Below are 22,407 nucleotides of genomic sequence, written 5' to 3'. Positions count from 1 at the left end.
AGTTGACAGTTGACAGTTGACAGTTGACAGTTGACAGTTGACAGTTGACAGTTGACAGTTGACAGTTGACAGTTGACAGTTGACCTGGGATACCGACATCTACCTGGAAAGAAGAGGATTGGAGTAAGCTGAAGTGCATTTAAATTGTAGAGTCAAATTTAAGAAAAGTCTTGTGGGGTGGGCCAGAAAGCCCGCCCAAAAAATACAATTTAGATGCCCAACAGCTTAATGAACAGTCTTCTTTTAATTTCTCCTGATCGGGGTTCTGGCTGTAAACCTATTCTTTCTGGTAATTGGTAATTGGTAATTGGTAATTGGTAATTTTTGCTGGCTAATTACTAATTCCCAATTTCTGATTATTAGGTGAGTTTTTAATATCAAATCCGTTAGCATCGGAATAGTAAATTCGAGTTCACTGTTCACTGTCAACAGTCAACAGTCAACATCATTCCGGTGTTACCGGAAATGATATAATTCCAAAAGCGGGAGTTTTGAATTGCAGATTATTGTTGAAGGCTGGCGTTTTATTTATCATTCCTATTGCGTAGCCAATCAATTTCAACTGCTGGAAATGCTCGCTCGCCCGCGAGGACAAATTGAGCTTTTCCACCGCGATATGCCCTACATTGACGCCGCTTGGGAGACGAAAATTAGTTTGTTCGATCGCCCAAACGAAACATTACTTCGCAGCATTAAGAGCCCTGCCGTAAATCAGTCAGCCGATGTTACCCTGCGAATGTACTGCCCGTGGGACTTCTCGGCCTCCAGCAGCGCTCAAACTTGGGTGTTTGCAGCCACAGAATGGGGGATTATTACGAGTTCAGTATTACAGGCGATGGGTGTTAAGTCGATCGCCCAAACCCCGGTTAATTCAGAAACCAAAATTATTACACCTTCAGCTTGGTCAAAAGCCGGCTTAATTCGCAGCGGAGTTGAGGCCGATCGCATTGCCGTTGCACCTTTGGGAGTCGATCCTAATATTTATTATCCTGCTGCGGCCGATCGGCGTCAAGCACTGCGCGAAAGCTTGGGCTGGTCAAACTATTTTATATTTTTAAACATCGGCGGACAAACGGATCGCAAAGGTATTCGCCCTTTATTAAAAGCCTTCGCTGCGGTAGTTGACAAATATCCCGATGCGAGATTAGTTTTAAAAGGTTCGGAACTGCTTTATCCGTCGAGAGACGAGATTGCCCAAGCCTGCCGAGTTGTGCTCAACGATGCCGAAAGAGCGAGGGTTTTACCAAGATTAATTTATACTGGTAGCCAGCTATCTTTTGCTCAAATAGCTGAGTTTTACCAAGCTGCAGATGTTTATGTTTCTCCCTATTTGGCAGAAGGTTTTAATCTGCCGGTGTTAGAAGCTGCAGCTTGCGGTTTGCCGGTTATTTGCACTGCGGGCGGCCCTACGGATGATTTTACGCGATCGGACTTTGCACTGCGGATTGAAAGTAAATTTAGGGCTGTGGCGAGTGACGGGGAAACGTTATTTATCTTAGCTCCTGAGTGGGAACATTTGACTGATTTGATGCAAGGGGCGATCGAACAGCCTGGATTGGCTGCGAAAGCGAGGGTTGCGGGCCCGGCTTTTGTGGCTGAAAATTTTACTTGGAGGCGCGTAGTCGATCGATTGCTTGAGGTTATGGGAGGAGATAGAAAGAGAGAGGAGAGGTCTATTTTTGAGCCAATAATTTTGTAGTTTGGGCGTTTCAAGCCCTAGATGGGGAAATAGGTTTTTTCCGGCCTACTTTGGAATTGAATCCGATTATTCGCAGGAAGGTTTCAATCCCTGATAGGGTTTTAGGTTTTTTCCGGCTAGCGCAAGTGGCTAGCAAAGACGGTAATGATTTCTATTGTTTCAATCCCTGATAGGGTTTTAGGTTTTTTCCGGCTTTCCCTCCTATGGATATGTCTCGAATCCAAGAGGGTTTCAATCCCTGATAGGGTTTTAGGTTTTTTCCGGCCGTCGTCGAAAGCTTTGCTAGTGAACCGTTTTGTGTTTCAATCCCTGATAGGGTTTTAGGTTTTTTCCGGCGAAAGTTCAAGAGAACAAGCAGAATCTATGATATAAGGCTGATGTTTCAATCCCTGATAGGGTTTTAGGTTTTTTCCGGCGCTCGCCAACCCAAGCGTCGTAGGCAGCCCAGAAAGCGGTTTCAATCCCTGATAGGGTTTTAGGTTTTTTCCGGCAGTAGGAAATAGCTATGTTAAGTATGTGCCTTTGTTTCAATCCCTGATAGGGTTTTAGGTTTTTTCCGGCGCAGCCCGGAAAGCCGCATCGACGCCACGCGCGCACCCCACGGTTTCAATCCCTGATAGGGTTTTAGGTTTTTTCCGGCTCAACTGCTGCTGTCTTTGGTAGCTACCGACCCAAGTTTCAATCCCTGATAGGGTTTTAGGTTTTTTCCGGCGAAATCATCTGTTCGCTCACACCCGATCGCTCTGCAGTTTCAATCCCTGATAGGGTTTTAGGTTTTTTCCGGCGATTGTTTTGCTGTGTGGGAATTGTAAGGTTTGTGGGTTTCAATCCCTGATAGGGTTTTAGGTTTTTTCCGGCGAATGGGACAACGGCAGCTTTCCTTAAACTAATGTTAGTTTCAATCCCTGATAGGGTTTTAGGTTTTTTCCGGCTGGTGCTCTCCGATTTACTGAGTGGGGGAATATTCAAGTTTCAATCCCTGATAGGGTTTTAGGTTTTTTCCGGCGATCAGCAACTGCTGCGCCTGGACTTGCGACAACTGTTTCAATCCCTGATAGGGTTTTAGGTTTTTTCCGGCGTTGGTGCCCTCGGTTTTTCCGGGGGCTTTCTGCGTTTCAATCCCTGATAGGGTTTTAGGTTTTTTCCGGCAATTTACCGATTGATTTGTTGCAGCAATAAATAGTTTCAATCCCTGATAGGGTTTTAGGTTTTTTCCGGCAAAATGCAAAGACTTTGACGAATCATTTAGCGAGGTTTCAATCCCTGATAGGGTTTTAGGTTTTTTCCGGCCTCTCGGAAAGTTTGCGTAAAGTTTACGGCGCCGACTTTTGCGTTTCAATCCCTGATAGGGTTTTAGGTTTTTTCCGGCATTATTGCGATCGCCCGGCGGCTTGAGTTCGGGGGAGGTTTCAATCCCTGATAGGGTTTTAGGTTTTTTCCGGCTGTAAGCTTGAATTCAGAGGTTGCTGTCAACATTCAAAGTTTCAATCCCTGATAGGGTTTTAGGTTTTTTCCGGCTCAGAACCCAGAACAGCAAACTTTAAGACTTCTGACGGAAAGTTTCAATCCCTGATAGGGTTTTAGGTTTTTTCCGGCCTGGCATTAGAAGAGTCAGCAAGAAATGTACCCTCGTTTCAATCCCTGATAGGGTTTTAGGTTTTTTCCGGCTCTGCATCGTACCCGCACGAGGATAAGGAATCAAGGTTTCAATCCCTGATAGGGTTTTAGGTTTTTTCCGGCTTGAGAATGTGCGGGCGATCGAACCCATCCCAGCGTTTCAATCCCTGATAGGGTTTTAGGTTTTTTCCGGCTTTATAAGCCCAGCCCGCGATCGCCATTTGCGATGTTTCAATCCCTGATAGGGTTTTAGGTTTTTTCCGGCTGGAGCAAAACCGTCTTCATCAATCCTCCATTCTCTGTTTCAATCCCTGATAGGGTTTTAGGTTTTTTCCGGCTCATCTCCCCTGTGCTGTCCGCTACTACAAAGATGTTTCAATCCCTGATAGGGTTTTAGGTTTTTTCCGGCTTGTGGATGCACCGCGACAAATGCAAAGGTACGCTGGAGTTTCAATCCCTGATAGGGTTTTAGGTTTTTTCCGGCTGGAGTTAAGCCTAGTTTACACAAGTATTATTTAGTTTCAATCCCTGATAGGGTTTTAGGTTTTTTCCGGCGTCGCTGGCGGGGTAGGCTGTGGAATTCAACCAGGTGTTTCAATCCCTGATAGGGTTTTAGGTTTTTTCCGGCGTTTTCGGGTTTGTTGGCAGAAATTTTGACAGAGACTGGTTTCAATCCCTGATAGGGTTTTAGGTTTTTTCCGGCGGGATGGAACGTCGCTTTGTTGCTAGCCCTTTTTATTAGTTTCAATCCCTGATAGGGTTTTAGGTTTTTTCCGGCAGGGCACTTCAATTGGTTAATTGAGATTGAGTAAGGGGTTTCAATCCCTGATAGGGTTTTAGGTTTTTTCCGGCTCTTCAGGAGTTTTTCCGCTCCGAAGCTGTTCCAAGTTTCAATCCCTGATAGGGTTTTAGGTTTTTTCCGGCTATAATAGAAGTATCCCCGCGTGCTGGAAACACCGGGGATGTGGTCGTTTCAATCCCTGATAGGGTTTTAGGTTTTTTCCGGCTCAGATACAACGGACGCGCCGATCGCCACAGCACCAAGTTTCAATCCCTGATAGGGTTTTAGGTTTTTTCCGGCTCGTTGGAGGGTCGCTCCAACCAGTCAAGCTCAAAGTTTCAATCCCTGATAGGGTTTTAGGTTTTTTCCGGCCCACGATCGGACTTGAAGAAGCAACTGTATTCCGTTTCAATCCCTGATAGGGTTTTAGGTTTTTTCCGGCTCACCCTGAATATATCCATTGAGCGCGTTTGCTAGTTTCAATCCCTGATAGGGTTTTAGGTTTTTTCCGGCTTGAAAAAGCGCCACCTGTTGGCAACACTGTTACATTTTCTTCGTTTCAATCCCTGATAGGGTTTTAGGTTTTTTCCGGCTTAACGGCAGTCGCCAGCCGTTGGTCAATGACTTGTTTCAATCCCTGATAGGGTTTTAGGTTTTTTCCGGCGCTCTTTCTCGATCGATGTGGCGGTATCCCCAAGTTTCAATCCCTGATAGGGTTTTAGGTTTTTTCCGGCGTAAATGTTTTTGCTCCTCCTATTGCAGATTGTGCTGGTTTCAATCCCTGATAGGGTTTTAGGTTTTTTCCGGCCTCACTCGCCTTTGCAAAGGTGGTCTTTTGAAGGTTTCAATCCCTGATAGGGTTTTAGGTTTTTTCCGGCTGCTCATCTTTGCTGCGATTCAATAGCAAGAGTTGAGTTTCAATCCCTGATAGGGTTTTAGGTTTTTTCCGGCTTGCTTAATTAGCTTGCTGTTAGAGATGTGTCCTGTTTCAATCCCTGATAGGGTTTTAGGTTTTTTCCGGCGGGATGTAATGCACATCGCTTGCCTGTTGCTGCAAGGTTTCAATCCCTGATAGGGTTTTAGGTTTTTTCCGGCGCGTCCAGCCGTTTGCTTGGAGCCATGCCATGTCTAGGGTTTCAATCCCTGATAGGGTTTTAGGTTTTTTCCGGCACAACGGGCGATCGGGAGGAACTGATTAAGACTGGTTTCAATCCCTGATAGGGTTTTAGGTTTTTTCCGGCCTTGCGATCGCGATATCAAGCCGACTGCTTCAAAGGGTTTCAATCCCTGATAGGGTTTTAGGTTTTTTCCGGCATCTTTGCCCAAAGCCGGGGGCGGTAATGTTGAAGTTTCAATCCCTGATAGGGTTTTAGGTTTTTTCCGGCGTTACCGCTCCCGTCGGGGGGCGCGTTTCTGTCAGCTTTCCTGAAGCTGTTTCAATCCCTGATAGGGTTTTAGGTTTTTTCCGGCACACCATGTTACCACTCCACACCCAAAAATCACTCGTTTCAATCCCTGATAGGGTTTTAGGTTTTTTCCGGCGCAGCATCTTTGTCGGCAAAACCGGATAGCGCCGCCCGTTTGTTTCAATCCCTGATAGGGTTTTAGGTTTTTTCCGGCTCGAATGTGGCATCTTTCGCTCGCACCAATAATTCGGTTTCAATCCCTGATAGGGTTTTAGGTTTTTTCCGGCTCGCCCGCTTAACGAACTTCGTCAAGCTCTTATGGAGATGTTTCAATCCCTGATAGGGTTTTAGGTTTTTTCCGGCTTTGTCAGCAGGTGCTGCTACTAACTACGTTAAAACGTTTCAATCCCTGATAGGGTTTTAGGTTTTTTCCGGCAATTATACCCCCTTTAAAGCTCCCGCGTCAAGAGCGTTTCAATCCCTGATAGGGTTTTAGGTTTTTTCCGGCGCGCACCGGCCCTTACTACAGTTACCGCTGGATGGAAAGAAGTTTCAATCCCTGATAGGGTTTTAGGTTTTTTCCGGCCTAAGTGAGTAGTTAATATATCTAAATAACTCATCGTTTCAATCCCTGATAGGGTTTTAGGTTTTTTCCGGCTAAAGCCACTCGGAGCAATCAATGAATTCTTCAGGCTTGTTTCAATCCCTGATAGGGTTTTAGGTTTTTTCCGGCGTAATATTAGTAGGTGGGGAAGTTGCCGATTTAGTAAATGGTTTCAATCCCTGATAGGGTTTTAGGTTTTTTCCGGCGTTCCAGCGAAAGTCGGCCGGCAGAACGCCTAGGTTTCAATCCCTGATAGGGTTTTAGGTTTTTTCCGGCCCAAGCTTGATTTCCTCTGCCATTTTGCAGATTGGAGTTTCAATCCCTGATAGGGTTTTAGGTTTTTTCCGGCATAATTATTAGGAATTCCCATCACATCACAATACAAGTTTCAATCCCTGATAGGGTTTTAGGTTTTTTCCGGCTTTGCAATCAGTGATAGCAACGGCTGAAAGCGTTAGTTTCAATCCCTGATAGGGTTTTAGGTTTTTTCCGGCACACTTCCTCAAGTTGCGATCGCACAAGTAGCAGCCAAAGTTTCAATCCCTGATAGGGTTTTAGGTTTTTTCCGGCCCTTGCAGTTGTCCAAATGAACTTTTAAGTGAGTTTTGCCATTGTTTCAATCCCTGATAGGGTTTTAGGTTTTTTCCGGCCAAAGATTTTACACGCATCACCAAAATTAAATCAAGTTTCAATCCCTGATAGGGTTTTAGGTTTTTTCCGGCCTTCGGCGGCCCATACTGGCATTTTTTCTTAAACTCCTGAAGGTAGTTTCAATCCCTGATAGGGTTTTAGGTTTTTTCCGGCCCCCAGTAAATTTGATACGTCGTACTGTTCCATCGTAGGGTTTCAATCCCTGATAGGGTTTTAGGTTTTTTCCGGCGCTTGCCATTTGCTCGGCATCCAAATAAGCCTTTCCGTTTCAATCCCTGATAGGGTTTTAGGTTTTTTCCGGCCGCAGAAGCAACCGCAGGCACCACCGAAGGCACCGAAGTTTCAATCCCTGATAGGGTTTTAGGTTTTTTCCGGCTTAGAGAATCAGATTATTACTAAGCCAGAGAAACCGCTGGGTTTCAATCCCTGATAGGGTTTTAGGTTTTTTCCGGCCTTTATGTACCTAGGCCAGTGCCGGTGCCCCCTGCAGATGTTTCAATCCCTGATAGGGTTTTAGGTTTTTTCCGGCAAAACCAGCAGCAAAGGCAGCCGAGGCCCAGGAGCCAGAGCCAGGTTTCAATCCCTGATAGGGTTTTAGGTTTTTTCCGGCTCTGCAGTTCTGGCAGCGGTGCATCTAAGAATTTCTTGTTGTTTCAATCCCTGATAGGGTTTTAGGTTTTTTCCGGCCCAGAGATAGTGAACGCAGCCGGGAAGGAAGCCAAGAGTTTCAATCCCTGATAGGGTTTTAGGTTTTTTCCGGCGTTTGAGCAACTTGTCCAGTCTGTCCGGGAGTTTGGTTTCAATCCCTGATAGGGTTTTAGGTTTTTTCCGGCTGGGCACAGATGCGATCGCAGCTTGAAAAGATTAGTTTCAATCCCTGATAGGGTTTTAGGTTTTTTCCGGCAAGTCTGGCATCAACCCTAAAATCTATACTCTAAACTTTGGTTTCAATCCCTGATAGGGTTTTAGGTTTTTTCCGGCCCGATGTGGCAGATGAACTCGCCGTTTCAGCCTATGTGTCCGGTTTCAATCCCTGATAGGGTTTTAGGTTTTTTCCGGCAGCCCGTTCCAGAAGCCAGGGTGTATTTGGTTTTCAAGGTGCAGTTCCGTGAATCTAAAACAAAAGTACCATTCCAGCCTTCGGCTTGTCAATACCAAAAATTTCATATTCACTCCAAAACCTTATCCTGTAAAGCTTTCAGACTTTCCGTGAATCGTTTTTTCAGAGGAGGGGCATCAAACTCTTGCTGCACATGAGTTTGAGCCGAAAAATTGGATACTCCAATTTTAACACCTACCGGTTCACAGAAACTAGGCAAAAAATATTGTGCGATCGACTGGCACTACCCCACCAATGCGTTCAATCTTACCCTGACAGCAAGCGCACAGCGGAAAAAACCAAATACTGTCTTCCTTGGGTTGGATGACTTTGTTCGGCGTGGCGATCGTAACTTAGACTTGAGTCTCAATATTCGGCGTAGTGTGAAATTTCTTCTCTGCCTAGGACTGAAAGGCGATCGTAACTTAGACTTGAGTCTCAATATTCGGCCGAATATGAGGATCGGGTTCAGGATTTAGATTTGTTCGGCGTGGCGATCGTAACTTAGACTTGAGTCTCTCCTCCAACTTGATCATAGTTTTTGATTGTGGAATTTGTTCGGCGTGGCGATCGTAACTTAGACTTGAGTCCTAGCCGGAATCAATCTCCTCAACTGGTTGGATGACTTTGTTCGCTTAAGCTTAGTTGCATCGACGCGGGTGATAACGAATCAATCTCCTCAACTGGTTGGATGACTTTGTTCGAGATGCCTGAAAGAGATATTGGATCGGTGCGACGCCGGAATCAATCTCCTCAACTGGTTGGATGACTTTGTTCGGCATGGCGATCGTAACTTAGACTTGAGTCCTAGCCGGAATCAATCTCCTCAACTGGTTGCATGACTTTGTTCGCGGCAAAATTGATGCACTCTTTGGCAATAATTCGGAATCAATCTCCTCAACTGGTTGGATGACTTTGTTCGCCGTGGCGATCGTAACTTAGACTTGAGTCCTTGCCGGAATCAATCTACCAGTGGTACAGTTCGTCTTCTTAATTACAGCGATCGTAACTTAGACTTGAGTCCTTGCCGGAATCAATCTCCTCAAACGATTCCGCCAACCTGAAAGCAAAGCGATTAAAAAACAACTCCGATATATCAAAAAAAATTAGCTCATATTCAACAGCTAACGACTTATACCAATTTTTTATGAGGTTGCATAGAATCCGATCACCCTGGCGCCCCCCGCGGGAGGGGGGGACAAGATTATTCTCAAAGTCAACCCCTACTCCCCAACAACCAGGGAGATTTAGGGGGATCGAGATATGTGCAACTTCACATTAAATTGGTATTAGACACTTATCTCTAAAATCTCACTAAAAAGCCAGATAAAAGCTGCCAAATCGTAGAATTATCAAAATCTTTGCTTTAGAAAATCACCGACCAAAACTTATATTTTACAGAAATTGAATCCCCAATTAATTGCTAGGAGTGATTTGCCCCAACTTATTCAGCGAAACCTAAACCTTCAACAATAAGCGAATTTTTACCTGCTATATTTGCGGTATTTGCGCTTCGCGGTTCCGAAAAATGTTATTGGCAAATTGCATACAAAATCCCCAAATTAACTTAAAATCAGTAGAGTGGCATTTACCTTAAAAATCCCTATGACAAAAGCCGAAATTAGCACCAAAAACATCACAGTTCCTAACGGGGATTTGCAAATAGCTGCATACCTAGCCCAGCCAGCCTCCCCAGGGCAATTTCCCGCAGTAATCGTGATTCAAGAAATCTTTGGCGTCAACTCGCACATCCGCGAAGTTACTGAAAGAATAGCAAAAGAAGGATATGTCGCGATCGCCCCAGCCATTTACCAGCGTCAAGCCCCCGGCTTTGAAACCGGCTACACACCCGAAGCCATCCAAATCGGCAGAGAATACAAAGAAAAAACCACCGCTTCCGAACTTCTGGGCGATATCCAAGCCACCATCGATTACCTCAAAACTCTACCCTCTGTCAAACCAGAAGGTTTTGGCTGCATCGGTTTCTGCTTTGGAGGACACGTCGCCTACCTCGCCGCTACATTGCCCGAAATCAAGGCTACAGCGTCGTTCTACGGTGCCGGTATCGCCACCCTAACCCCCGGCGGCGGCACCCCCACGATCGCCCGCACAGCAGACATTAAAGGCACTCTCTACGCCTTTTTTGGCACTCAAGACCCCAGCATTCCCTTAGAACAAGTTGACCAAATCGCCGCAGAATTGCAAAAACACAGTATTTCTCACCAAATTTTCCGCTACAATGCCGATCACGGCTTCTTCTGCGACCACCGCGGCAGTTACGACGCTACGGCAGCAGCCGACTCGTGGGTGCAGGTGAAGCAGCTATTTCATCAGCAACTTCAACCAGCCTAGAGAGTGGGAGATGGGGAGATAGGGAGATGGGGAGAGTGGGAAAATTTTTTCTACTGACGACTGCCAACTAAATTACTGACAACTGACAACTAAACTGACATGAATTCCAAATCTACAGGTTCTCAAAGCGCAAAAGCATCCTTTTCAATGGATGATTTTGCTAAAGCCCTCGAACAGCACAATTATGAGTTCCAGAAGGGACAAGTAGTGCGCGGCAAAGTGTTCGAGTACGACTCAAACGGCGCGTATGTTGATATCGGCGGCAAGTCTTCGGCTTTTTTGCCGATCGAAGAGGCTGCTTTGAGAACAGTAACGGATTTGTCGGAAGTGGTTCCGCTGGACGAGGAACGGGACTTTTTGATTATCCGCGAACAAGATGCAGATGGCCAAGTTACCTTGTCTCTGCGGCAGTTACAAATTCAGCAAGCTTGGGAAGATTTAATTGAATTGCAGGAAACCGGTAAAGTTCTTCAGGTGCGGGTTTCTGGGGCGAATAAGGGCGGCGTGACAGTAGATGTTCAGGGAATGCGCGGTTTTATTCCCCGATCGCACTTAGTCGATCGCGATAACCTAGAATCGCTGATCGGTCAATCTTTGAGCGTTAATTTCTTGGAGGTCGATCGCGAACGGGAAAAACTCGTACTTTCCCAGCGGATGGCCACTCAATCGAATGCCTTCAAGGATTTGCAAATTGGTCAGTTGGTCGAAGGAAAAGTCAGCAGCATCAAGCCTTTTGGCGTGTTTGTGGACTTGGAAGGAGTTAGCGGTTTGCTGCACATCAAGCAAGTTAGCCAAAAATATATTGATAACCTTGGAAAGGTGTTTGCTCCCGGTCAGCCCCTGAAAGCGATCGTGGTTGACCTCGATGAAAGTCGTGGCCGGATTTCACTTTCTACTCGGGTACTGGAAAATTACCCAGGGGAAATGGTGGATAAGATGGCGGATGTTATGGATACGGCAGAAGAGCGCTCGGAACGTGCTAGAAAGACTCTTTCTTAAGTCTTGATCTAATTACAACCCCGACTTCTTTAATAAGTCGGGGTTGTAAGAGTGCGATCGTTTTACGTTTAATTAAGTTGATTTACTTAGTTGGGATTTTACATCGACTTCTTATACCAGTTTCCCAAAAAAATCCCACTCTAGTAATCCTCCCATCATTTGTAAATTTCTTACTCCCTCCCCGAACCCGCTCTGAGGGTTGGGGTGGGGTAAAAAATTTACGACTCCTCCAAGGATTGCTATATAGGCTAACTCCAAACCCCTATCCAGTAAGTTAATACTTATCGCCAACTAAAAATCAAAAATCCAAAATTGTCTTACTTCTTCCTTTGACTATCTATAGCGGTTCTCAAAAAAGTCAGGTATGCCCACGGAGGCCACGGAGGCCACGGAGGCCTATGCCCATGAGTACCTCATATGAGAGATCGAAAGGCTATAACTCCCTTTTAGCATTCCTTATTTAACCCCATTAGCTACTACTCCCAATACTTTAAAATCGGCTACATTTAGTTGATCTAAAGCTTTGTTGACCAGACCGCGATCGGTTTTTTCTATTTTCACTATCAGCACTGTACCATCAGTTTGAGAGGCTAGTAAATGACCGTCTGCTAAACCAATTAAAGGTGGCGTATCGTAAATTACTAAATCAAATAAGGCTAGGAATTGTTCCATTAAATAGTGCATCTTTCTCGAAGAAAGTAATTTAATTGGATCAGAGGGAATAGTACCTGCTGTGAGGACAAAAAGATTGTCATCGTCGGGTAATCGCTGAATAGCCTCATTTAAGCTTAAATCCGAACTTAAAACATTACTTAAACCTTTCATGTTTGATAAGCCAAGGTATGTGTGCAGTTGAGGCACACGCATATTAGCATCCACTAATAATACTCGTTTACCAACAGCAGAAGCAGTTTTAGCTAAATAAAGTGCTACAGTGGACTTACCCTCACCTTTAATAGTCGAAGTGATGGTTAAAGAACTTATTGGGTTTTCAGCATTTAATAATTGAATATTTGTGTATAAGTAGTGAAATGCCTCTACCACAGGAAAATCTTTGTAATTTGAAACTATTATTCGTTTTAAGCTTGCACTGTTAGTATTTGAACTTACGCTAGTGAATTGAGGGGGAACCCTTTCACCTCTACGAGATTTAATTTTCATCGCTTTGGCGATCGGAATGACTCCCAAAAGAGGGCGTTTAGTTGCTGATTTAATTTCTTCTGGAGTATGGAAAACAGTATTTAAAACTTCTACTAGGAAACCTATAGCAATGCCTAGTAAAGTGCTAATAACGATCGCGATCGCTAGGTGGCGACGGGTTGGTTTTTCTGTTACTGGGTAAAGATCACCATTTTCGTTTGTGATTAACTGTGGTTTAGATATAATTTGCCAAGAGCCATCAATTTGACCAGCATCTAGTTGTAAAGCTTTTTGTTTTTCGAGGAATAGTTTGAGAGTATCTTTAGCTAGTTCTAGTTTTAATTGTAGGTCATCGTAGCGACGTTGAGCTTGGGGCATTTGAGTGATTTTTGCTTGCAGTAAATTTTGGCTATTAGTTATCAATCGCTCGCGAGCTTCCAACTGTTTTAGTTGTGATTGCATCTGCAAGAGGACAGTATCAGCTTCTTTTTTGATTAAATCACGCAAACTTTGCTGCTTTTCCCGCAAAGATTGAATGGGAAGGCTATTTTCATAAAATTGAGTAGAGCTTAAAGCTAATTGCGACTCTATTTCATTTACTTTGCTAATTAAATTTTCATAGGATTTGGGGCTAATATCAACAATCCAACGATTATCGCCCGTTAACGCTCTTTTTTTGTAGCTTTCATATTGAAGCCTACTTTCTGCCAGTTGTCCTTGCACTTCTAGGCGACGATTAGTTAAATTATCGAGCTGATCTGATAGGCTGCGGCTGCGTAGTTCGGGTTGATTAAAGTTATACTGAAGCCTTAACATTTGTAATTCTTGTTGCAATTTATCGACTCTCTGCTGGAGTGGTGGCATTTGTCGGTCAATAAAATCACTACTTTGTTTGCTAACTTTTAAACGCTCTTGGTCCATATATTCTAGGTAATATTTTGCAGTTTCATCCAGCACATATTGGATGCGCTTGGGATCTCGATCGCGGTAGCTAATATCTACGAGCTTAGTACCCCCCTGCTTCCCATCTCGCAAGAAAGTAACACGTTGGATCGTCAAGCGGTTGTTGAGATTTTTATAGTCAAAGTTGGGATATCTTTTCTGCAACTTATTAACTAATGGTAGTAACACTTCTGGGCTTTTTAAAACCCGCGATAAACTTTGATAATCCACCGAGGAACCTTCTTCCGCTGAGGATTTAATTTTGTTTAACTCTGTGATGCCTAAACTGTTATTTTGAGCTTGAACCAAGAGCTTTGATAGGCGATCGTCAGTCGTAATGGGTTCTGCTAAAACTGTAAATTTTCCTTCATACTCGGTAATAGATTTTTGGGAAGCCTTGAGGACGAAACTACCGCTTAAAGTAGCTATGCTGGCAGCTACTATGCCCATCACCAGAAGGCGACGTTTGACGACAGCTAGTACCCAATTCATATCAAGAACTTGGTCATCCTCTGCTGGGGTACTAGCTAGGTAATTAGCGGAGGGAGCAGACAAATATTGACCATTAAGGTCATTCTTGAGGGAAGACAACTGTTTTTTATCCATAGCAAAAATGTTATTTAATTCCTAATTTCCGAATAGTCTGAGTAGCTCTATGAGTCGGGTGGGAACGAGAATTCCACCAATAATATTATTAACTGGTGAGAGAACAGTGTTAATGTTGTCTACCAAGATAGCATTCCTCGATCGTGCCACTATAATTATGTCATTATCTTGAATCAGTGGATTGCTTTGAGCGTCGATTCCTTGATTCAAATTAATGGGTACTTCCGATCGGGATATAGTGCCATTAGGATTCAGCCTGATCAGTTGCACATATCTAGAGTTAGCGCGATTTTGTCTGAAACCCCCCGCACTCATAATGGCTTGATTTAAGGTAGTATTAGGAGGTAATTTGAGTCCACCCGGAGTATTGACTTCTCCGATAACGCTCACTTGCACAGTCGCCGGAGCAAAGCTAGCAGTAGCTAGAACAGAAACTTCTCCGGGGTCGATCGCCGTCGCTGTCGGGACAAAGATGATATCCCCTTCTTGTAGTATAGTATCTTGAGAGGTATCTTGTTCTTGCAAATATTGCCAGAGGTTAATAGTTCTAATTTGTTGTTGGCCACTTCTAGTATAACGTTGGAGTTGGATTTGCCGAATATCAGCGATTGATGTGATTCCACCAGCTAGTTGTAGAGCTCGAATGATGGTCGGTTGTCCGCTGGTTCTTTCACCATTTCGGGTATCACCACCAATGGCTACATATCTACCCGGACGCTTCACCTCTCCGAATACTGAGACAGTACGGGGTTGCTCTGCTGGTATAGAAAAATTAGATTCACTAAGTTGATTTGTTTCTGCTAAATTAATAGTTTCTTGAGGGGGAACCAAGATTTGATCTCCATCTCGCAACGTGATATCTTGGCTGCTCTGACCAGTTTGTAAATAATCCCACAGATTATAAGTGATAGTTATTTCTTTGTTAGCCGTGAGCCGACGCCGCACAATTACTCGTCGAATATCAGCGCTAGCTCGAATACCCCCAGCTTTTTCTAAAGCTTGAGGAAGCGTGGGAAACTGAATCGATGGTCTAGTTCCACCTCCATTAGCTAGGGATAATAAGTAAGAGCCCGGACGACTTATTTCACCCGATAACCAAATATTAAGCGGGCGGGCAGCTTGTAAGCTGATTGTAACTAAAGGTCTTTTTACGACCTTACCATAAGCTCTAGTGATAACTTGGGCTGCCTGTTCTAAAGTTAATCCTTGAAGGGAAACACTACCAATAATGGGGATTTGAATAGCTCCCCCAGCGGGAATTTGATACTCCCCACTAAGCTGAGGCAGATCGTAGATATCAATTCTAATATTGTCTCCACCACCTAGATAGTAATCAGTATTAATACTTGTTGCGGGGGCTGGCGACTGAGCGAGGTTGGTTTGAGGGTAGGAGAGAGTGAGTACCAGCGCCAGCAGTGGCAGTTGTAAAGCACGGAGAGTAAGCCATTTCATAGGTAGTAACAAATTTATGATAGAGGTAAAGCCATGAAAGATATTTTAAGGGTGCCGATGTTTGCGTTGATGCTATTGTGTTTAACGCTTATCGTGTTTGTGACTATTTATATTTTAGTCGCACGCCATCCCAAATTGGGTCTCACATTAGAAAAGATTTTTGTGGGGATACTTTTTTTTACCATCACTGGTGGTTCGGGGCTCACGGCAATGCCCTTTACCAAGATCCATCCTAAAGTTTTATACAATTTAGAAAGTACACCCCCAACGATTATTGGTCAAATTGCCATTTATGGGGCCATGATATTAATATTATTTCCCCGATTAACTAAAACTACCCAAAAAACAGTCTCTATAGTCATTAAATGGATAGCAGGAGACCTTTTTTTAGGTTTGTTTTTGTTGCTCATGACTTTATCTGGCTTGTGGTCAGAAACTCCTGAAGTTACTTTTAGGGCTATTTTGGCTATGTGGGGAATAACACTGGTTTCTATTTATGTAGGGAAAGTGTATAGTTGGTTGGAAATTTATGGATTATTGAGATGGCTAACGGCTTTATTAGCTTTATGGGGAGTTGTGAAAACAAATCCCGCACTGGACGGTTGTTGGACAGGAGCTTTTGGCCATAAAAACCCTTTTTCTTTTCAAATGGCTAATACAGCTTCTTTATGGATTTTATATGCTTTTAAGGAGCGTAAGTATCGATATTTATCATTATTTATCACTTTAATAGCTTTAATAGGATTGCAAAAAGGTTGTAGCGGTGCTAGTCGCATTTTGACAGTGGTATTAATCAGTTTGTGGAGTTATTTAGCCCTCTTAAAAAAATTACCCGTGAAATGGGCTTTTCTCTGCTTTATCTTATTTTTGGTCGGTAGTATAGGTATAAGTATTTTGGTGTTAAATAATTTAGAGGCTATTATTGTGGATGGTTTGAAAAAAGATATGACTTTAACCGGTAGAACCGATTTTTGGCCTTTAATTATTGATCGAATTAATCAAAATAATCCCATATTTGGCTATGGACTGCAAGGATTTTGGCAGTTTTGGCGTGGCTCTGAAAATCCCGCTTACGGAATTGTAGTAGCTAAAAGTGGTTTTGTGCCACCCCACTCTCACAATGGTTTTCTTGATATACTTTGCGAACTGGGTTGGGCCGGATTATTGTTGTTTATTGGGTCATTTTTTAATAATATATTTAGAGGTATAAAGTACCTAGTTAAAGAAAGTTTTCCAGAGTCAGGTTTGCCTTTGTATTTATTAACATTTATGCTAATGACCAATTTGACAGAGGGGGGACTATTGGGGGTTGGTACTTATTGGTGTTGGTATGTAGTTTTATCGGTAAAATTGAGCTTAGATAGGACAGCTAAGGATAATCCACAGGGATGATGTCAGCGTTTGGTCAGGCCTATTAGGAGAATCTTTAAACAGAATAGGCATATCCCCGACTTCTTAAAGAAGTCGGGGCTTTAACACCGATCGCATTTTACGTTTAATTAAGTGGGATCACTGAATATGACTCGCAATTGTTTCACTCTCCACCGTTGCTTCCACTGGCCAAGAATTTTCGATCTCTACTGTTTGTTTCGGCTGATAAACTGCCAAGTCGAACCAGAAAGTCGTACCTACATTAACTTCGCTAACTAAATTAATTTTAGTGTGGTGCTTGTCAATAATGTTTCTGACAATAGAAAGACCTAATCCCGTTCCTTCTAAAGTGTGTACTCGGTTTTCTACCCGGAAAAAGCGATCGAAGATTGCTTGTTGGTCTTCAGGATCTATGCCAATTCCAGTATCGGAAATTTCGATCCGCACTACCGGAAAATGTTTGGCATCCGGTGACAAGTTTTGGTTCCCGGATTGACCGTCTTTGTGGGTGGGCGTCTCCGACTCTAGCAAATACGCTCGAATTGCCACCTTGCCGCCGGACTGAGTAAATTTTAAGGCATTTCCTACTAAATTTGCAAATACTTGCAGTAACAAATCGTAATGACCTAAAGCAGGGGGCAAATACGGGTCAACTTCTTGCTCTAATTCAATGCCTTTATCCTTAGCATTTAACTGATAAGTCCGCAGGGTTTGTTCCACAGCTTGCGGGAGGTCAACAGCTTCCAAGTGATAAACTCGGCAGGATTCCAGTCGCGACAAGTCTAACACGTCGTTAACTAAACGAGTTAGTCGATCGGTTTCTCGATTGGCAATTTCTAGGAATTCCCGGCGCTCACTTTCTAGAAGGTCTTCTCCGTACTCGTGGAGAGTCTCGATAAAAGATTTGATATTAAATAAAGGTGTTCTCAATTCGTGAGAAACATTGCTTATAAAATTGCTTTTAGCCTCATTGAGTTCTACTTCGCGAGTAATGTCCTGCACTGTCATTGCAATGCCTTTGAGACTTTCTCGGTAATTGCCAGAACCTTGATGCTTGGAGGTTTGCTCGTAGAAAGTACACTCTACAGCTACCGGGCGTTGTGGCTCGGTACAGGTATCTTCCTCATGGCGGATGCAGCTTTTGCACAGCGGTTCGGCACCGGGCGCTTTGTGCAGAATGACTGTAGTTAAAACAATCCGAATTGTACGGTTAACTGGTTCGCTCATGGAGATGCGAAATTCGCCGCCGTCGCGATCGCCCGCAGCTATTTCCTGCAAAGGTCTCGCCAACTCCTGCTGCACTTCCGAAGGCAAAATGTTCAGAACATTTACTCCGAGCGCATTTTTGCCTTCCCAGCCAAAAATCCGCATTCCTGTCGGATTAACTAAAATTACCTGCAAATTTGCGTCTAATAAAAGCGCGCCATCAGCAATCGTTGATACCAAAGTTTCTAACTTAGCTTTTTCCGCTGTCAGCTCTTCAATATTTTGTTCTTCATAACTTTCGAGTTTCTGGGCCATTTCATTAAAACTGCCGATCAACTCGCCCAATTCTCCTCCTAAAGGCAGGTCAACTCGCTGCTTAAAATTCCCGCTGGCGATATTTTTGACCCCGAAGACTAATTGTTTGATCGGCTGAGTAATTGTCAGGGCATTAAATACAGCTCCCAAAATTACCATCACCCAAATAGTGACAAATACTGCTAAAGTGACATCCCTAGTCAGATTTGAAGAGATAACTGCTGCGGGATTTGGGTTAATGCCGATCGCCAAAACTCCCAAATATTTGTCTTCATGAATTAACGGCACAAATACATCGGTAACTTCTCCATCTGGCGTCAAATGCTGCCGCACCAAAGGCAAAGAAGTTAAATTTCTCGCCTCAATATCGGCGAGAAAATTATCGGGAAGTTTGATCTGGCGGCGCAGTGTCAGGGAAGTCTCCACCTCGGATTCCGAAAAGGGTATCCCCAGGAAAATATCCCCCGCTTCGTCTGCATAAAGCATATAGCGGACGCTGGAGGTGCTGCTATAAAATTGGCGGGAAAAGCGGGCGACTTCGGAGCGATCGTTTTTGGCAATCAGCGGCGCCACATTTGCCGCCAACAGCAGGCCGAGGTCTCGGCCGTAACGAGTATCGTTAAGTCGGGCGTCTTGCTGGATAGTATTCACGGCCCAGAAGGTCAGGCCACTCATAATTAACGACACTACGAGGGTAGCAGCTGCCATCAGGCGGGTCTGGAGGGTAAAATCCGACCACCAGCGGGCAATAATTTCTCCGATTTTGTTTAGTATGGCCAGCATTTCACCAGTTCACCCGTTCAATATTAAAAGCAAGATAAATTCAGTTGGCTTCAGATCGAATTTTCTGCTGCGACTTGTCCGCTACCGCCACCGCAGATACACCAAACTTCATTGTTACATTTCTACATTGAGATTGCTTGGCTTTCGGATGGCGGCCGATGTCGCCATTCCTAATTTTTATCGCCCAGAGCTCGGCGGCCGATGTCCCGACGGCAGTAGACCCCTTCAAATTGGATACAATCAACTGCTGCATAAGCTTTGGAGATAGCTTGTTCCAAAGTTTCTCCCGTCGCAGTGACGCCCAAAACCCGGCCGCCGTCGCTCACCAACTGCTGGTGCTTCAACTGGGTGCCGGCGTGAAACACTTCTGCTCCTTTGGCTTCAGCTTCCTCGATACCTGTAATAACTTTGCCTTTTTGATAACTTCCAGGATAGCCCCCAGAAGCCAAAACTACGCACACAGAGGCCCCCGACTTCCAGCGAATAGAAGATTCACCGAGACGCTGCTGACAGCAGGCGAGCACCAAATCTTCTAAAGGCGTTTCCAGCAGCGACAAAACCGCTTGAGTTTCGGGATCTCCGAAACGGCAGTTGAATTCTAAGACTTTTGGTTCTCCGTCGGGGGTAATCATTAAACCTGCGTAGAGTACACCCCGGTAGTCGATTTTGCGTTTTTGCAGTGCAGCCAGGGTGGGTTCGAGAATTTCTTCTTGAATCCTTTCCATGAGTTCCGGGGTGACGATGGGCGCTGGGGCGTAGGCTCCCATACCGCCGGTGTTGGCTCCCTTGTCGCCTTCGCCGATAGCTTTGTGGTCTTGGGCGGGCAGCAACGGTTCCACTGTGATGCCGTCGGTGAGGGCGAGAATCGAGACTTCTTGACCTGTTAAGAATTCTTCGACGACGACTCGGATGTTGTCGGTGCCGAATTCGCCTCGGAAAATGGTGTTGATGGCGCTGTGAGCCATTTTGACGGTGGTGGCAACGGTGACTCCTTTGCCTGATGCGAGTCCGTCTGCTTTGATGACTATGGGGGTTCCTTGTTCCAGAACGTATGCTTTGGCTGCTTCTGCGTCTGTAAATACGGCAGCTTTGGGTGTGGGGATGCCTGCTTCCAGCATCAATTCTTTGGCCCAGGATTTGCTGGATTCAATTTGGGCGCCGGCTTTGGTGGGGCCGAAAATCATCATTTTTCGCTGTTGGAAATAGTCGGCGATGCCTAGCGATAGGGGCAATTCGGGGCCGACGATGACTAATCCGATGTTGTTGACCATCACAAAGCGTTCGATGCCTTGGAAGTCGTCGATGTTGAGCGACAGATTTTGACAGCCTGGGGTGGTAGCTGTGCCGCCGTTGCCCGGTACGCAGAATACTTGTTTAATCCGCGTAGATTCTAGCAGTTTTTTTGCGATCGCGTGTTCGCGACCTCCGTTTCCCACAACTAAAACTTTCACAGTATCCTCACCTATAAATTTTGTTCCCTGAATGTCTGATTTTCAGTGTTGGCATCTGTCTATCTGCTTTTTGCAGTGCTGTCAATTATGCCATGCTTGGCGCTAGGGAATTGCTAGATGTGGCACTTTTCTGGAGGGGTGGGCTTCGACCGCTGTTTCTCAATGGCTGAGAGGGTGCAATAATTAAAGACTTTAGCAGCCCAATTTTTCGGGGTTCTGCCTCGATTTAATCATGCAATTAAAACTATTTTCTGGCTTTTAACTCTTCAATTACTGTAATTGAGCCAGGGCCAAATAGCGATAAGATAGGCTGGTTAACTTTGCGGAATTTTACTCACATGAAATCAAATCCAACCGCTGCGAGTTCGTTTGCCAAATTTAAGCGGGTGGGCGTTGTCGGCGGCGGCCAGCTAGCTTCGATGATGGGGGAGGCTGCTAGTTCGCTGGGTATTGAATTGGTAGTGCAAACTCCCCATGCTAGTGACCCGGCAGTTTCTGTTGCTGCTGATGCTGTTTTGGCTGCTGTTGATGATGTTTTGGCTACGGCTCAATTGGCTGCTGGCTGCGATGTTATTACTTTTGAAAATGAGTTTGTGGATTTGGATGGTTTGCGACCGCTAGAAGAGCAAGGTGTGTTATTTCAGCCGAGTTTGTCGTCGCTTTCTCCTTTGTTGGATAAGTACGTTCAGCGCTGTTATTTACAAGGTTTGGGTTTGCCAACTCCGATGTTTTGGGAATGGGATTGCAGCGCGGATTTGCCCCCGGAATTGTTTAAGGCGGTGGCGATCGACTTTCGGGCAATTTCTGTTTCCGACAGCGTGCAGATTGCAGGAGACTCGGATGCTGGATCGATCGACTTTCCCTTTGTCGTCAAAGTTCGTCGCCACGGTTATGACGGCCAAGGTACTTTTATTGTGAAGGATCGAGGGAGTTTTGAGTCAATTCGTGCTAAACTCCAAGGTCAGCCTTTGCTAGTGGAAGAGTTTGTGCCGTTCGATCGCGAGTTGGCAGTGATTGCAGCTCGATCGGCAACTGGCGAAATTGCGATTTATCCGATAGTGGAAACTCAGCAGCAAAATCAGGTTTGTCATCTGGTGATTGCGCCCGCTGATATTAGTTTAGAGGTGAAAAATGAAGCTTGTGCGATCGCCCGCACTCTCCTCAACAGTTTGCAAGCTGTCGGCGTCTTCGGCATTGAATTATTTTTAACCGCCGATAATAAGCTGTTAGTCAATGAAATTGCACCCCGCACCCACAACTCGGGACATTTTACCATCGATGCCTGTGAAACTTCACAATTTGAACAGCATTTGCGCGCAGTTTGTCAACTGCCTTTAGGTAATTCTGCTCTGAAATGTGCAGGCGCTGTCATGGTAAATTTGCTAGGCTACGAGTCGGCCCAGTCCGATTATTTAGCAAAAAGAAAACAACTGGCACAAATTAGCGGTGCTTTTGTCCATTGGTATGGTAAGAAAGAATCGCGTCCCGGCCGCAAACTCGGTCACGTTACAGTTGTGCTCGACGCGGAGTTGGTGGCTCAGGGGCGATCGCAAGCACTGGCGATCGCTCAAACCGTTGAATCTATCTGGTATGCAAGTTAAATTGCTCGAAGCTTGCCAAAATCAGGTTAGTTGGTATATATTAAATAAAGGTTCTACTGCGACGTTGGTGACTGCCAATAATGTTTTTTTGATCTATAACTCTTAACTCTCGGGAATCAAGATGTTTGGACAGCAGTAAACTGGGCTTGTACCCAGAAACTTTAAGTCCGAGCCAACGGTACCCACCTGGTAAAATACCAGGTCAAAAGCTGAGGTAAGACGGCGTTGCGGGGAGCCATTAAAAATTTGATTGAGATAAGCTGTCACGCATTTAAATTGCATATTCTGGGCGGGCGGGACGCCCACCCCACCCCAAGGGGATTGTTTTGTGA

At 44.8% G+C, this 22,407-nt stretch carries 11 protein-coding genes, 1 other RNA gene and 1 CRISPR repeat array; of the genes, 8 read left to right on the top strand and 4 right to left on the bottom strand.

Annotated elements, in window-relative coordinates; genetic code table 11:
* The first annotated feature begins 496 nt into the window (after nt 1-496).
* From QUB24_RS28375 to QUB24_RS28360, 5 genes are all read left to right on the top strand, one after another.
* The gene (locus QUB24_RS28375; RefSeq protein WP_333156947.1) at nt 497-1,699 is read left to right on the top strand and encodes a glycosyltransferase family 4 protein; all 1,203 of its coding nucleotides are present in this window, start codon (nt 497-499) and stop codon (nt 1,697-1,699) included.
* Between the two features lie 80 nt (nt 1,700-1,779).
* Nucleotides 1,780-7,818: a CRISPR direct-repeat array (repeat unit 37 nt; unit sequence GTTTCAATCCCTGATAGGGTTTTAGGTTTTTTCCGGC).
* 212 nt (nt 7,819-8,030) lie between these two features.
* Nucleotides 8,031-8,336, top strand: coding sequence for a hypothetical protein (locus QUB24_RS28370; RefSeq protein WP_333156946.1), 306 nt, complete (start codon nt 8,031-8,033; stop codon nt 8,334-8,336).
* Nucleotides 8,337-8,762: 426 nt separating this feature from the next.
* Nucleotides 8,763-8,921 (top strand): hypothetical protein, encoded by a 159-nt coding sequence (locus tag QUB24_RS33705; protein ID WP_445300443.1) that lies wholly within the window; start codon nt 8,763-8,765, stop codon nt 8,919-8,921.
* A 541-nt stretch (nt 8,922-9,462) separates the two neighbouring features.
* A complete protein-coding gene (locus QUB24_RS28365) occupies nt 9,463-10,209 on the top strand; it encodes a dienelactone hydrolase family protein (protein WP_333156945.1) in 747 nt (248 codons plus the stop codon).
* 99 nt (nt 10,210-10,308) lie between these two features.
* On the top strand, nt 10,309-11,208 hold the full coding sequence (locus QUB24_RS28360; RefSeq protein ID WP_333156944.1) for a S1 RNA-binding domain-containing protein: 900 nt from the start codon (nt 10,309-10,311) through the stop codon (nt 11,206-11,208).
* A gap of 456 nt (nt 11,209-11,664) precedes the next feature.
* Here QUB24_RS28360 and QUB24_RS28355 read toward each other — a convergent pair whose 3' ends face one another.
* Together QUB24_RS28355 and QUB24_RS28350 are read right to left on the bottom strand one after the other, a co-directional pair.
* Entirely contained in the window at nt 11,665-13,896 is a 2,232-nt protein-coding gene (locus QUB24_RS28355; protein ID WP_333156943.1) for a polysaccharide biosynthesis tyrosine autokinase, read from the bottom strand.
* Nucleotides 13,897-13,917: 21 nt separating this feature from the next.
* Nucleotides 13,918-15,348, bottom strand: coding sequence for an SLBB domain-containing protein (locus tag QUB24_RS28350; RefSeq protein ID WP_333156941.1), 1,431 nt, complete (start codon nt 15,346-15,348; stop codon nt 13,918-13,920).
* Between the two features lie 33 nt (nt 15,349-15,381).
* On the opposite strand from QUB24_RS28350, the gene QUB24_RS28345 reads away from it, so the two are divergent.
* Complete coding sequence (locus QUB24_RS28345) at nt 15,382-16,740, top strand: O-antigen ligase family protein (RefSeq protein WP_333156940.1); 1,359 nt, start codon at nt 15,382-15,384, stop codon at nt 16,738-16,740.
* A gap of 117 nt (nt 16,741-16,857) precedes the next feature.
* Here QUB24_RS28345 and QUB24_RS28340 read toward each other — a convergent pair whose 3' ends face one another.
* Together QUB24_RS28340 and purD are read right to left on the bottom strand one after the other, a co-directional pair.
* Entirely contained in the window at nt 16,858-19,023 is a 2,166-nt protein-coding gene (locus QUB24_RS28340; protein ID WP_333156938.1) for an ATP-binding protein, read from the bottom strand.
* A 170-nt stretch (nt 19,024-19,193) separates the two neighbouring features.
* Complete coding sequence (gene purD, locus QUB24_RS28335; RefSeq protein WP_333156936.1) at nt 19,194-20,474, bottom strand: phosphoribosylamine--glycine ligase; 1,281 nt, start codon at nt 20,472-20,474, stop codon at nt 19,194-19,196.
* A 338-nt stretch (nt 20,475-20,812) separates the two neighbouring features.
* Here purD and QUB24_RS28330 point away from each other — a divergent pair, with 338 nt between their 5' ends.
* Together QUB24_RS28330 and ssrS are read left to right on the top strand one after the other, a co-directional pair.
* Nucleotides 20,813-22,075 (top strand): 5-(carboxyamino)imidazole ribonucleotide synthase, encoded by a 1,263-nt coding sequence (locus QUB24_RS28330; protein WP_333156935.1) that lies wholly within the window; start codon nt 20,813-20,815, stop codon nt 22,073-22,075.
* 50 nt (nt 22,076-22,125) lie between these two features.
* A non-coding RNA gene (gene ssrS, locus QUB24_RS28325) (6S RNA) lies at nt 22,126-22,313 on the top strand.
* Nucleotides 22,314-22,407 lie beyond the last annotated feature (94 nt).

It is taken from the genome of Microcoleus sp. B9-D4, assembly GCF_036705105.1.
Lineage (GTDB): Bacteria > Cyanobacteriota > Cyanobacteriia > Cyanobacteriales > Microcoleaceae > Microcoleus.
The sequence above is the reverse complement of the archived record's forward strand: the minus strand, read 5'-3'. Positions and strand labels throughout refer to the sequence as shown.